This window comes from Lacrimispora sp. YZC11 (assembly GCF_057543815.1).
Genome location: NZ_BAAJYQ010000006.1, coordinates 1,109,399 through 1,121,959, shown reverse-complemented (window position 1 = coordinate 1,121,959; position 12,561 = coordinate 1,109,399). Strand labels below are relative to the sequence as shown.

The 12,561-nt window shown below is 45.8% G+C and carries 13 protein-coding genes and 1 riboswitch; all 13 genes read left to right on the top strand.

Translation table 11 applies throughout. The annotated features are described in order from the left end of the window. Window positions 1–31 precede the first annotated feature (31 nt). The 13 genes from AC27IJ_RS11470 (at window position 32) to AC27IJ_RS11410 (ending at window position 12,549) form a co-directional block, all read left to right on the top strand. Window positions 32–655, top strand: coding sequence for an HD-GYP domain-containing protein (locus tag AC27IJ_RS11470; protein WP_331655661.1), 624 nt, complete (start codon window positions 32–34; stop codon window positions 653–655). Beyond that, a complete protein-coding gene (locus tag AC27IJ_RS11465; RefSeq protein ID WP_312501066.1) occupies window positions 652–780 on the top strand; it encodes a hypothetical protein in 129 nt (42 codons plus the stop codon). Before AC27IJ_RS11470 ends, AC27IJ_RS11465 begins: the two co-directional genes overlap by 4 nt. Before the next feature lie 44 nt (window positions 781–824). Beyond that, a riboswitch (TPP riboswitch) is annotated at window positions 825–936 on the top strand. A gap of 64 nt (window positions 937–1,000) precedes the next feature. Next, a complete protein-coding gene (locus AC27IJ_RS11460; RefSeq protein WP_025231669.1) occupies window positions 1,001–1,297 on the top strand; it encodes a thiamine-binding protein in 297 nt (98 codons plus the stop codon). Next, window positions 1,266–2,027, top strand: a complete 762-nt coding sequence (locus AC27IJ_RS11455) for an ABC transporter permease (RefSeq protein ID WP_487148904.1) — start codon at window positions 1,266–1,268, stop codon at window positions 2,025–2,027. The genes AC27IJ_RS11460 and AC27IJ_RS11455 overlap by 32 nt, the downstream gene beginning before the upstream one ends. Window positions 2,028–2,049: 22 nt before the next feature. Then, the gene (locus AC27IJ_RS11450) at window positions 2,050–3,075 is read left to right on the top strand and encodes an ABC transporter substrate-binding protein (RefSeq protein WP_312500632.1); all 1,026 of its coding nucleotides are present in this window, start codon (window positions 2,050–2,052) and stop codon (window positions 3,073–3,075) included. 42 nt (window positions 3,076–3,117) lie between these two features. After that, window positions 3,118–3,864: an ABC transporter ATP-binding protein gene (locus tag AC27IJ_RS11445; protein WP_487148901.1), complete on the top strand. Its 747-nt coding sequence runs from the start codon at window positions 3,118–3,120 to the stop codon at window positions 3,862–3,864. 270 nt (window positions 3,865–4,134) lie between these two features. Next, entirely contained in the window at window positions 4,135–4,989 is an 855-nt protein-coding gene (locus AC27IJ_RS11440) for a MerR family transcriptional regulator (RefSeq protein WP_312442640.1), read from the top strand. A 107-nt stretch (window positions 4,990–5,096) separates the two neighbouring features. Continuing rightward, the gene (locus AC27IJ_RS11435; protein WP_312442641.1) at window positions 5,097–6,137 is read left to right on the top strand and encodes an NAD(P)H-dependent amine dehydrogenase family protein; all 1,041 of its coding nucleotides are present in this window, start codon (window positions 5,097–5,099) and stop codon (window positions 6,135–6,137) included. Between the two features lie 200 nt (window positions 6,138–6,337). Further along, complete coding sequence (locus tag AC27IJ_RS11430; protein ID WP_312500633.1) at window positions 6,338–6,535, top strand: DUF4177 domain-containing protein; 198 nt, start codon at window positions 6,338–6,340, stop codon at window positions 6,533–6,535. Window positions 6,536–6,800: 265 nt separating this feature from the next. Next, the gene (locus tag AC27IJ_RS11425; RefSeq protein ID WP_312442643.1) at window positions 6,801–7,685 is read left to right on the top strand and encodes a DMT family transporter; all 885 of its coding nucleotides are present in this window, start codon (window positions 6,801–6,803) and stop codon (window positions 7,683–7,685) included. A gap of 84 nt (window positions 7,686–7,769) precedes the next feature. Further along, window positions 7,770–9,179, top strand: a complete 1,410-nt coding sequence (locus AC27IJ_RS11420) for a L,D-transpeptidase family protein (RefSeq protein ID WP_312500636.1) — start codon at window positions 7,770–7,772, stop codon at window positions 9,177–9,179. Window positions 9,180–9,585: 406 nt separating this feature from the next. Beyond that, window positions 9,586–10,911 carry a 6-phospho-alpha-glucosidase gene (locus tag AC27IJ_RS11415; RefSeq protein WP_312500637.1) on the top strand — a complete coding sequence of 442 codons (1,326 nt, stop codon included), beginning with the start codon at window positions 9,586–9,588 and terminating at the stop codon, window positions 10,909–10,911. A gap of 114 nt (window positions 10,912–11,025) precedes the next feature. Beyond that, window positions 11,026–12,549 (top strand): PTS transporter subunit EIIC, encoded by a 1,524-nt coding sequence (locus AC27IJ_RS11410; protein WP_330695070.1) that lies wholly within the window; start codon window positions 11,026–11,028, stop codon window positions 12,547–12,549. Window positions 12,550–12,561: the final 12 nt, after the last annotated feature.

The window sequence follows — 12,561 nt, the reverse complement described above, 5'->3', positions numbered from 1 at the left end:
TAGTTAGCATTAACTAACCCAAGAAACGAGTATGGAAACTATGGATAGCGGACCAGAATTAGAATTATTTTCAGGCAGCGTGGACTATCATGAAATCATCGAATGCATTGTGAGTGCATTGGATGCCAAAGACCCCTATACTGCGGGGCATTCCCAAAGGGTGAGCGATATGGCGCTGGCCCTTTTGGGGTTTTTAGAGCTTGATAAAAAGGAAATAGAGAAGATACATATAGCCGCTCACCTTCATGACATCGGGAAAATCGGGATCCCTGATTCTGTTTTAAATAAGCCGGAAAGGCTTTCCGGGGAAGAATGGGCGGCCATGAAAAAGCATCCCAGGATAGGGGCTGATATTTTAAGCAAATCCCGTCATTTAAAAGAGCTGAAGGATATTGTCCTGTATCACCATGAACGTTTTGACGGTAAAGGATATCCGGAAGGGCTGAGGGGAGAGAAGATCCCGCTGGGGGCCAGGATCATAGCCATCTGCGATTCTATTGATGCCATGACATCGGACCGGGGATACCGGAGCGCTTATTCTATGGAACATTGCTATGAAGAAATCGAAAAGAATCTGGGAGTGATGTACGATCCGGTGATCGGGGCGTTGGCATTAAAGCATTGGGACCAGGTGACAAAAACGGCCGGAAAATGATAATATTTACGGCCCTTATCCTTCTGGGAGCAGGAGGGATCATGACTCCCACAGTCTCGGCGCTGCTTCATAATACGTCCACTCTGGGAATCAGCTTAAGCAGCATGCAGAATCTGCTGTCCTAGAAGCCGGGATTGACATTCCCGCCTTCCTGATGTATACTTGCAATGAAAATTAAAAGGGGTGCTGGAGAAAGTCCGGCTGAGATAAGGCAGTATTGCTTTAAACCCTGTAACCTGATCTGGATAATGCCAGCGTAGGAAGCTTACAGGCTAAGCCTGTTCACCCGCCCGGACATCCGGGCGGTTTTTTGTTTTCTATAAATGATAAAAGGAGAGAAAAGACATGAATGCAAGCGTAGCGATCCAGACATTGCCGGAGGCAAAAAATGATGAGGAACTGATCCGTATTGTTGACCAGGTGATCGATTATATCAAAAGCACAGGACTGAACTATTATGTAGGGCCATTTGAAACCGCTATTGAAGGGGATTATGATGAACTGATGGACATTGTTAAGGAATGCCAGCACATTGCCATAAGGGCAGGTGCTCCCTCTGTTGCCGCTTATATCAAAGTCACCTACCGGCCGGAAGGGGAGGTACTTACTATTGAAAAGAAAGTCACAAAGCATCACAAGTAAGCTTTGGTCCTGCTCTGCGGTTTTTGGGCTTTTGGTCTTGTGGCAGGGGATCAGTGCTTTCGGTCTTGTGGACCGCTTTCTGCTCCCCTCGCCCATCAGTGTCGGAAGGGCATTAGTCACGGAATTCCCGGTACTGACAGTCAATGCGGGAATCACCCTTGCCGAGGCGTTTACCGGTCTTTTTCTAGGGGTGGCAACAGGTTTTGTGATCGCTGTGATCATGGATCATTTTGAAGGCCTTTACCGGGCTTTTTATCCGCTTATCGTTCTGACACAGACCGTTCCCACGGTAGCCATTGCCCCTCTTTTGGTATTGTGGTTTGGTTACGGAATGGCTCCTAAGGTGATCCTCATAGTATTGACTACCTTCTTTCCCATTACCGTGGGCATGCTTACCGGTTTTAAGTCAGTGAATCCGGATGCGGTGAACTTATTAAAATCCATGGGAGCCGGAAGAGTAAAAATATTTCGCTATATCAAGCTTCCCGGAGCTATGAGGCAGTTTTTTGCAAGCCTTCGGATCTCGGTTTCCTATGCCGTGGTCGGAGCGGTCATCTCCGAATGGCTGGGAGGCTTTGGCGGACTGGGCGTATACATGACCCGGGTGAAGAAATCCTTTGCCTTTGATAAGATGTTTGCGGTCATTTTTCTCATATCGGCCATCAGTCTTCTTCTTATGAAGGGTGTGGACGTGCTTTCTAAGAAATGCATGCCATGGGATAATCAGTGATATGACAGAATTGGAGGAAATAATGAAAAAAACAGGTTTGGCAATTTTAATGGCAGCCGCGGCAGCCGCATTTCTCACTGCCTGCGGGGGAACCGGGAAACAGGCAGCAAATACGAATTCATCGGATTTAAAAAAAGTGACATTTGTTCTGGACTGGACTCCCAATACCAATCATACCGGACTTTATGTGGCAGAGGAAAAGGGGTATTTTAAGGATGAAGGGCTTGAGGTAGAAATCGTTCAGCCCCCCGAGGATGGGGCGGCAGTTCTGGTGGCCTCCGGAAAAGCCCAGTTCGGAATGTCCTTCCAGGACTCCATGGCACCGGCACTGGCAGGGGAAAATGCCCTTCCGATTACGGCAGTAGCAGCGGTCATCCAGCATAATACCTCCGGTATTATTTCCAGAAAAGGCGAGGGGATGGCTTCTCCAAAGGGAATGGAAGGAAAGAAATATGCTACCTGGGATATTCCGGTAGAAAAGGCCATGGTCAAAGATGTGGTGGAATCCGATGGAGGTGACTTTTCCAAGGTGAAGCTGATTCCCAGCACGGTTACAGATGAGGTTTCCGCATTAAAATCAAAATCAGTGGATGCCATCTGGATCTTTTATGCATGGGCAGGTGTCAAAATGGAAGTAGAAGGCCTTGATACGGATTACTTTGCATTTGCAGATTTGAATCCGGCATTTGATTATTACACGCCGGTCATTATTGCGGGAAATGAATTCCTAAAGCAGGAGCCTGAGACGGCCAGAGCCTTTTTAAGGGCTGTGAGCAAAGGGTATGAGGATGCCGGGAAAGACCCGGAGGGGGCAGCCCGCATATTACTTAAAGCGGCGCCGGAGCTTGATGAGAAGCTGGTGATGGAAAGCCAGAAATATCTGGCGGATAAATATCAGGCTGATGAGAAAGAATGGGGATATATAGATCCAAAACGGTGGAACAGGTTTTATGACTGGCTCAATGAGAATGGCCTGTCCAGTCCTGAGATTCCGGAAAATGCCGGTTTTTCAAACGATTATCTGCCTCGGCTAAATTCTCCGCAGTAAGCAAGGGGAAGTTCATTGCTTTCAGAAATAAAGGAGGAAACTATGACACACTTAAAGGTGGAAGGCATTACAAAATTCTTTGATGAAAAGACGGTCTTAAAAGGCGTATCCTTAGAGCTTAAGGAAGGGGAGCTGGTATCTCTTCTTGGAGTCAGCGGAGGAGGAAAGACTACACTGTTTCATATCATCGCAGGCCTTTCTCTGCCGGATGAGGGACATGTGTATCTGAATGGAGAAGAAATCACCGGGAAACCGGGGTCTGTCAGCTATATGCTGCAAAAGGACCTTTTGCTGCCTTACCGTACCATCGTGGACAACGTGGCACTTCCCCTTCTTATTAAGGGCATGAAGAAAACAGAGGCCAGAAAAAAGGCGGGAGAATATTTTAAGCTGTTTGGCCTGGAAGGGACGGAGATGCAGTACCCTTCCCAGCTATCCGGCGGTATGAGGCAGAGGGCGGCTCTTTTAAGGACGTATCTGTTCTCCAATCGCATCGCTCTTCTTGATGAGCCCTTTTCCGCTCTTGACATGATGACTAAGCGGGGCGTGCATGAATGGTATTTAAAGGTGATGGATGACATTCATCTATCCACCCTTTTTATCACCCATGATATTGACGAAGCCATTCTTTTATCAGACCGCATCTGTATGCTGACCGGATCTCCCGGCAGGATTACAAAGGAAATCATCATAAAGGAACCAAAACCACGGGAAAAGGATTTTAACATCTCAAAGGAATTTATGGAGTATAAGAGGGAAATTTTAAAGCATTTAGAAGGAATAGGATAGTTTACGGGCTTTTTTAAAGCCCGCTCAGATCGTCAAAAAAGCCGGCAAGATGCCGGCTTTTTTGTATCATGGAATCAGATCATCTTTAAACCTCAATGCCGATGCTATGGCGGTCTGCAATCCGTTTCGCAATTGCCAGACCAAGACCGGCTCCCGCAGTTTTTATCTAAACTATGTGAAGAAAATATCAGAAACCTTATTGTAAGTATCAAGTTTATTTTGTATAATAAAGAGAGAAACCACCATGATTGACTGCGGAGATTGATGAATATGATAAAATTGACAAATTTTAACGTTAAAAAAATGACGATCGGAGAAATGGCTAAAATCAATCACATATCAGAGCAGACCCTGAGACTTTACGACAGGGAAGGGCTGTTTTCTCCCGTAAACCGGGATGAAAACACCGGATACCGCTACTATGACATTCGCCAAAGTGCTCAGCTTGACATGATCCGATACATGAAAGCCTTAGGTATGCCCTTAAAGGAGATCCGGGTTCACATGAAAAAGTGGGATATGGGGCGGGTAAAGCAGCTTCTTAAGGAAAACAGGGATGCCATTGACCAGAAGATTGTGGAACTTAATCTTCAAAAGCGCGCCATTGAACGGACTCTTGACAGCTATGACCGCTATGAGGCGGCTCCTCCCGATGGGGCCATTGTTATGGAGTACATACCAAAACGCCGGATGTATGTAAAAGAGACGAAAACTAATTTTTATGACTACGAAATCGATGAATACGAACGTCTTCTGCGCAGCTTAAAGGAGGATATGGGAGACCGTAAAATATCTCCGTTTTACTTTGCCAATGCAGGGACTATTTTAACGCGGGAGAATTTCATGAAGCGAAGCCTGTATTCCACCCAGGTGTTCGTGTTTGTAGACCAGGGATACGTTGAGGAAGAACTGATTACCATCGTACCGGCCAATTCCTACCTTTGTATCTATTGTGACCGCTTTTCCAAAGAAAAAGAATACATAGACCGCCTGCTGGCAACCATAGAAGAGAACCATTACACGGTGATCGGAGATTACATCTGCGAAGTCATCGTTGAGATGCCGCTTGATTATAAGGAAAGGGGTATGTTCCTGCGCCTTCAGGTGCCGGTCCGCATGTCCTGATATTTGGTTATTTTGCTCCATTGACCTGATACCATCTATAACCTTTATAATGAATGCATCAGGAGCGCTGCTCCAAAACAAGTTCTTATATGGAAAGGATGACGATGATGATGAATAACGAAAAGATCCGTGTGGTACAGTATGGCTGCGGAAAAATGGCAAAGTATATTTTAAGATATTTATATGAAAAGGGTGCGGAAATTGTAGGCGCCATTGACGTAAACCCTGATGTGGTAGGCATGGATGTGGGCGAATTTGCCGGCCTTGGTTTTAAAATCGGTGTTCTCATCCGCAGTGATGCAGATGCAGTTTTAGATGAGTGCGATGCAGACATTGCCATAGTGACTCTGTTCAGCTTCATGGATGACGTATATCCTCATTTCGAGAGATGTGTTTCCAGAGGGATCAATGTGGTGACAACCTGTGAGGAAGCCATATATCCATGGACCACTGCTTCCGCCATTACCAACCGCCTGGACCGTCTGGCAAAAGAAAACGGTTGTACCATCGTTGGCGCAGGAATGCAGGACATCTACTGGATCAATATGATCGGCTGTGTGGCAGGCGGTGTTCACCGGATCGACCGCATCGAAGGCGCAGTCAGCTATAATGTGGAAGATTACGGACTGGCCCTTGCAGAGGCTCATGGCGCAGGTCTTACTCCTGAGGAATTCGAGGAAAAGATTGCCCATCCCACCACTTTGGAACCGTCTTATGTATGGAATTCCAATGAGGCACTGTGCAATAAGATGGGCTGGACCATCAAATCCCAGACCCAGAAATGCGTTCCTTATTTCTATGATAAAGACTTATATTCCGAAACCCTGGGAACCACGATCCCTAAGGGCAACTGTATCGGCATGAGCGCAGTTGTTACCACAGAAACCTTCCAGGGACCGGTCATTGAGACTCAGTGCATCGGCAAGGTTTACGGTCCGGATGACGGCGATATGTGTGACTGGAAGATCATAGGAGAGCCGGACACTACCTTCTTCGTTCAGAAACCGGCTACGGTAGAACATACCTGTGCAAACATTGTAAACCGCATTCCTACTATACTGAATGCCCCTGCAGGGTTTGTAACAGTAGAAAAGCTTGACAATGTTCAGTACATGTCCTATCCAATGCATTTATACCTGGAAGACTAAGAGTAGAGAAAATTAAATAAAGAACCAAAAATCCGCAGAGAAATCAGACTCTGCGGATTTTTTGCGCATTAAAAGCAGCCGGCTACGGCAGAATGGAAAGCTGTCTTCCGGGGGAAAGTATGCCTTTTCTTGTTGGATGGAACATGGTATTATGGGATTGGACCTACAAATACAGATGGAACATGACAGGAGGTAAGAATATGGAGAGATTTGAATATAAAACACTGTTTACCGATGCAAAAGGAACCTTTGGAGGAAAAGTGGACCAGAGTGCATTCCAAAGAGAATTAAATGAGTTAGGCCAGCAGGGCTGGGAATTAGTAAACACGGTACCTGCCGCTCAAAGCTATGGGAGTACAAGATGGATCATCTCAATATTCAAGAGGAAGATAGAGTAAGTTCGAAGAATGATGAAAGATAAGAAAAAAGTAATAAATAAATGTAGAAACATAAGCGTTTATGTATGAGATAGAGAAAAACAGTACCGGAAACTGACAGAATGAAACAGTAAACTCTAATAAACGATGGAATAAACATGATGAAAATGATATGGATCAGCTAACATGGATTATCTTTATTTTCCTATAATGCTTTGACAATACCGGAAGTGATGCTATAATCAGGAGGCATATATTGAGACAAGGATAACAAAGGAGAAGAAAAATGAAAGTTCTTGAAAAGCATCCCATGGTCATGATCGTAATCGGTGTCATAGGAATTTCCCTTTCTGCAATTTTTGTCAAATATTCTGACGCGCCTTCCGTGGTGACAGCTGCGTACCGGCTCTTGTGGACGGTGGGGCTTATGACTCCGGTGGTATTTGGAAAAGCCCAGGTCCGGGAAGAGCTTATGCGGACGGATGGGAAGACCATGGTATTATGCGCAGTGAGCGGAATATTTCTGGCTCTTCATTTTACGGCATGGTTTGAATCTTTAAAGCAGACTTCTGTGGCAAGCTCAACAGCAATCGTCTGCACGGAGGTCATCTGGGTGGCTTTGGGGTTTGTCGTGTTCTTAAAAGGCAGGATTGGAAAAGCCGCCCTTGTAAGCATTGCCATTACCGTAATAGGAAGCCTTCTTATTGCCTTCTCAGATTATTCGGCAGGAGGGGACCATTTGTCCGGAGACGGGCTTGCCCTGGCAGCGGCAATCTTTTCAGCCGTCTATACCCTGATCGGCCGGGAAGTGAGAAAAGGCATGTCGACAACATCCTACACTTATATCGTCTATTTTTTCTGTGCATTGGTGCTTTGCATATTTACGGCAGCGGCAAGAATTCCTTTCCATGGTTATGGGATGAGTTCCGTGGTGGTGGGGCTTCTTCTGGCTGTATTCTCCACCCTCCTTGGACATAGCATTTTCAGCTGGTGCTTAAAATTCCTGTCCCCCTCTTTTGTATCGGCTTCCAAGCTTTGTGAGCCGGTGGTTGCGGCCATATTTGCCGTTTTCCTTTTTGCCGAGTTTCCGGCTCTTTTACAGATTGCAGGAGGCTTAATCACCATCGGCGGTGTGCTGCTGTATTCCAGAGTGGAGAAAATTGGGGAATGATTTTTCTTGTGATTCCGTAAAAATCGTGTTACCCTAGAAATTGTGGAACTATTTTCCAAATATCTAGAAAAGGATTTATGGTAAATGAGCAGAAAAAGAAGTCATGCAGGTACGTTGGGAAAAGGCATCCTTCTGGCAGTCATATTTATGCTGGCAGGGACGACGATTGCACTGGCAGATGACGCTTCAAAATTTGTCCCGGGGACCAGGATAAACGGCGTTCTTGTGGGAGGAATGACAGTTGAGGAAGCGAAGATACAGATAGAAGGCTTTTATGGCAGGGAATATCAGCTCTCCATTAAGGACAAGGGCGGCATAACTGAGGTTATAAGCGGTCCTGAAATCGCCTATCAGGTGGTCCTTACAGAAGGACTTCAGACGATCCTGGAGGAACAGAATGCCTCGGGACGGGTGGCAGGGCCTGCCGCCGACAATTCCCATAACCAAAAGGGAGTGGTCAGCTATGATGAAGGAAAGTTAAAAGAAAAGCTGAATTCCCTCACCTGCATAAACGGAAAGGATATTACGGTTACGAGGAATGCCCGGATTACTGACTGGCAGCAGGGAATTCCCTTTGCCATCCTTCCGGAAGTACAGGGAAACAGCGTGAACCTTGAAAAACTGGAAGCAACAGTCAAGGCTGCGTTAAATGAAGAACTTCCCCAAATAAACATTGAGGAATCAGGCTGTTATGATACCGTAACCATTACCTCAGAGGATGCCGGATTGATCGCCCAGCGGGATGCTCTCAACCGTGTAAGGGAAATGGAAATCACCTATGCCTTTGGAGACCAGTCAGAGGTCTTAAAAGGAGAGGAAATCTGTTCCTGGATATCGGGGATGACGGGAGAAGTGATAAACGTAAGAGGAGATAAGACTTCGGCTTATATAAAGGCTCTGGCAGACAAGTATGATACAGCAGGAAAGGAACGGGCATTTCGTGTCACAGATGGAAAGGCCCGTCTTCTTCCTGGTTCCTATGGCCAGAAGATAGATCAGGCGGGAGAAACCGCTGCCCTGGCTGCTCTCATTCAGTCCGGGCAAAGCCAGAAAAGGGAACCGAAGTATATTCAGACAGTGGCTGACCGGAGCAAAGCCTGGGGCGGGAATTATGTGGAGATAGATATGGCGGCCCAGCATGTTTACATGTATAAAGATGGTGTTCTGGTATGGGATTCTCCGTGTGTGACAGGAAATGTTTCTAAAAATCACACAACTCCTGAGGGCATTTTCACCCTTACATATAAGGAGACGGACCGGGTCCTCCGGGGAGAGAAACAAGCGAACGGCACCTACGAATATGAAAGCCATGTGAATTACTGGATGCCGTTTAACGGAGGGATCGGTCTTCATGACGCAAATTGGAGAAGCAGGTTCGGCGGAGATATCTATCAGACAAAGGGAAGCCATGGCTGTATCAACCTACCGCCTGATAAGGCAAAGGTTTTATATGGCCTTGTTTATTCCGGAATCCCCGTAATCTGTCACTATTAAGTCAGGTGCATGAAAAAGAGAAGCGATGTGCCTGGTAAGGACAATAAAAAAGAGGAAACCGGTTCGGGTATTATATCCGAACCGGTTTTTTTAATAAAACCTTTGACGGATTCTTCGGAGTCCGTTTTTTATCTGCAAAGGTGCAGGAAACATTTGCGGAACCGCCGCTTTTTCGTGAGTGCTTCTGAATTGTTTAAGCTCTGTATCTCCGCCATTTTATGCAGTCATTATTTCTGATAGAAATCATGTTTTTTATAGAATGAAAAATATTACTACAAGAGTAATAAATGTTGAAATACGGGATGGTATCCGTATGCACGTGAAACTATTTACACATTAAATGAAATGAAGTATCATAAGGCCATCAGATAAGGATAAGCAAAAAAAGCGGTAAAGGAGAAAAACAATGAGAACATTTAACGTATGCATCGTTGGAGGGGGAAGTACTTTTACACTAGGTTTCTTAAAGTCATTTGTCAGACTCAAAGAGGAGTTCCCCTTAAAGAAGCTGGTGCTGTTCGATATCGACAACGACCGCCAGGAACCGATTGGAAAGTATGGTGAGATTTTATTTAAGGAAAGATTTCCGGAACTGGATTTCTCTTACACAACCGATGTCAAGGAAGCTTATGAAGGGATGGATTTCATATTTATGCAGATGCGCTCCGGAGGACTACCGATGCGTGCAAAGGATGAGCACATTCCGCTGAGCATGGGAATCATCGGACAGGAAACCTGCGGGGCAGGAGGGATGGCCTATGGCCTTCGGTCCTGTGTGGATATGATCAAGGCCGTACACGATATCCGTACCTATGCGCCGGAGGCATGGATATTAAACTACTCCAATCCCGCTGCAATCGTTGCGGAAGCGCTCCGCAGAGAATTCCCGGATGACAAGAGAATCTTAAACATCTGCGATCAGCCGGAAAATGTGGTACGCTCCTGCAGCAGGCTTTTAAAATGCAGTTGGGAGGATTTAGACCCAGTTTACTTTGGACTGAACCATTATGGCTGGTTCACCCATATGTATGACGTTCATACTGGAGAAGACTTACTTCCAAAGATCAGGGAAATGGTTGCCCAGAACGGCTTCCTTCCCCAGGATGCGGAACAGAGAGATAAGTCCTGGTTGGATACCTACGGAATGGTAAAGACAATGATGGAAGATTTCCCGGAGTTTCTGCCCAACACCTATGACCAGTATTACTTATATCCGGAATATAAGGCAAGCCATCTGGACTCTGGTTTTACCCGTGCGGATGAGGTTATGGCTGGGAGAGAAAAGCGGGTCTTTTACGAGTGTGCCCAGGTGATCAAAGAAGGAAAGCTGGGAGATAAGTTTGATGAGATTTCCGATGCCCATGCCGAAATGATGATTAAGGTTGCGGTATCCATTGCTTTTAATAAAAATGACAGGCATATCCTGATCGTTGAGAACAACGGTGCGATAGCCAATATGCAGGACGATGCCATGGTAGAGGTTGTATGCGAACTTGGAGCAAATGGCCCCCGCCCCATGAGAGTAGGAAATATTCCTCAGTTCTATCTGGGACTTTTGGTTAACCAGGTATCCTGTGAAAAGCTGATTGTAGATGCTTATTTTGAGAATTCCTATCAGAAGGCTCTGGAGGCATTTACCCTTAACAGGCTGATAGGCGATGCAAAGAAAGCAAGAAAGGTACTGGATGCTTTGATTGAAGCTAATAAAGGAATGTGGCCGGAGTTAAAATAAGGGGAAGCAAAAACTTGGGGGGAGTGAAATGAAATGCGCTCCTATGGAGAATCATAAGAAAACAGGATGTAACGTTGCAGAGCAGGGATGCCTGTGACGGGAGAGGATATTATCATGAAAAAAAACAGGGCAATGGATTTTTTCTCGGCTCTCGGACGTAGTTTGCTGATGCCGATTGCTGCTTTGGCCGCATGCGGTATCGTTTTGGGGTTGACCTCGGCGCTTATGAAAGCGCAGGTACAGGCGGCTGTTCCATTTTTACAGCAGGGGCTTATCTATTTCATTATTTCTACTTTAAATAAAATATCAGGTGTTGTATTTACATTGATTCCGGTGCTGTTTTCCATTTCTATTTCTTTCGGAATGGCGAGAGAGGAAAAGGAAATAGCGGCATTTGCAGGATTCATTGGTTATTATACATTTCTGGTGGCATCGGCATGTATGATCAATTCCGGCTTTATGAATTTCGGTGCTTTGAAGATATCCACGATTCTGGGAGTAGAAACCCTGGATATGGGCGCGGTTGCAGGTATTGTTGCAGGTATCATGACCGCCTCACTCCATAACCGGTATCATAAAGTTACATTTCCGGTTGCGATCTCCTTTTATGGAGGAAAACGTTTTGTTGCCATTGTTGTTATCATGGCTATGGCAGTTGTTGGTCTTGCCGCACCGATCATATGGTCACCGGTTTCCATGGTCATTGACGGGCTGGGAGGTCTGATATCCGCTACAGGACTGGTCGGAGTATTCGGCTATGGATTCTTAGAACGGCTGCTGATTCCTACCGGTCTGCACCATGTTTTAAACGGTATTTTCCGTACCACCTCGATTGGAGGAACCTATGAAGGAGTAGAAGGATGCTTAAATATCTTCCTTCAATTTGTAGACAAGGTAAACATCTCAGAGCTGAGGCCGTTTACGGTATTTTTAGGACAGGGCAAAATGCCGATGATGATGTTTGGTCTTCCGGCAGCAGCACTGGCTATTTACAGAACCTCTCCTCCGGAGAAAAAGAATAAAGTAAAGGCCCTCATGATTGCAGGCGTTGCCGCCAGCATTGTGTCCGGCATTACCGAACCATTGGAATTCTCATTCATGTTTATTGCGCCCCCGCTGTTTTTGTTCCATGCGGTGATGGGCGGTTTATCCTTCATGCTGATGTCGGCATTTAAGGTTATTATCGGCAATACAGGCGGCGGTCTGATCGATTTCCTGATCTGGGGCGTATTTCAGCCAGGGTCCCGCTGGTACTGGGTGATCATTACCGGGCCTTTCTTCTCTGTCATTTATTATTATGTATTTAAAAGCTATTTAACGAGAAAACAGCTATCCGTCGATGTATCTGACGAAGAGCAGGAGGCGGATGTTTTAGAGAGCACTATGGAAGAAAAACAAAAAGCCCTCGCATCGAAAATCATAGAGGGACTTGGCGGATATAATAATATCTCGACAGTGAACAACTGCCTGACCAGACTTCGGGTGGATATAAAAGATATGGCAATGGTAAGTGATGAACTTTTAAAGAAAACAGGCTCCATGGGGATTGTCCGCACCAGCGATACACATATCCAGGTGATCTATGGGCCGAAAGTGGAAGGAATTGCATCAAATGTAAGGGAAGTATTAAAATATTAAAGAAACAAAGAG

Bases quoted from the DNA above. Each gene is read 5' to 3' on its own strand.
- AC27IJ_RS11410 (WP_330695070.1), top strand. From the start codon at position 11,026: ATGAAAAAAAACAGGGCAATGGATTTTTTCTCGGCTCTCGGACGTAGT.
- AC27IJ_RS11445 (WP_487148901.1), top strand. From the start codon at position 3,118: ATGACACACTTAAAGGTGGAAGGCATTACAAAATTCTTTGATGAAAAG.
- AC27IJ_RS11465 (WP_312501066.1), top strand. From the start codon at position 652: ATGATAATATTTACGGCCCTTATCCTTCTGGGAGCAGGAGGGATCATG.
- AC27IJ_RS11460 (WP_025231669.1), top strand. From the start codon at position 1,001: ATGAATGCAAGCGTAGCGATCCAGACATTGCCGGAGGCAAAAAATGAT.
- AC27IJ_RS11470 (WP_331655661.1), top strand. From the start codon at position 32: ATGGAAACTATGGATAGCGGACCAGAATTAGAATTATTTTCAGGCAGC.
- AC27IJ_RS11430 (WP_312500633.1), top strand. From the start codon at position 6,338: ATGGAGAGATTTGAATATAAAACACTGTTTACCGATGCAAAAGGAACC.
- AC27IJ_RS11425 (WP_312442643.1), top strand. From the start codon at position 6,801: ATGAAAGTTCTTGAAAAGCATCCCATGGTCATGATCGTAATCGGTGTC.
- AC27IJ_RS11440 (WP_312442640.1), top strand. From the start codon at position 4,135: ATGATAAAATTGACAAATTTTAACGTTAAAAAAATGACGATCGGAGAA.
- AC27IJ_RS11415 (WP_312500637.1), top strand. From the start codon at position 9,586: ATGAGAACATTTAACGTATGCATCGTTGGAGGGGGAAGTACTTTTACA.
- AC27IJ_RS11450 (WP_312500632.1), top strand. From the start codon at position 2,050: ATGAAAAAAACAGGTTTGGCAATTTTAATGGCAGCCGCGGCAGCCGCA.
- AC27IJ_RS11435 (WP_312442641.1), top strand. From the start codon at position 5,097: ATGATGAATAACGAAAAGATCCGTGTGGTACAGTATGGCTGCGGAAAA.
- AC27IJ_RS11420 (WP_312500636.1), top strand. From the start codon at position 7,770: ATGAGCAGAAAAAGAAGTCATGCAGGTACGTTGGGAAAAGGCATCCTT.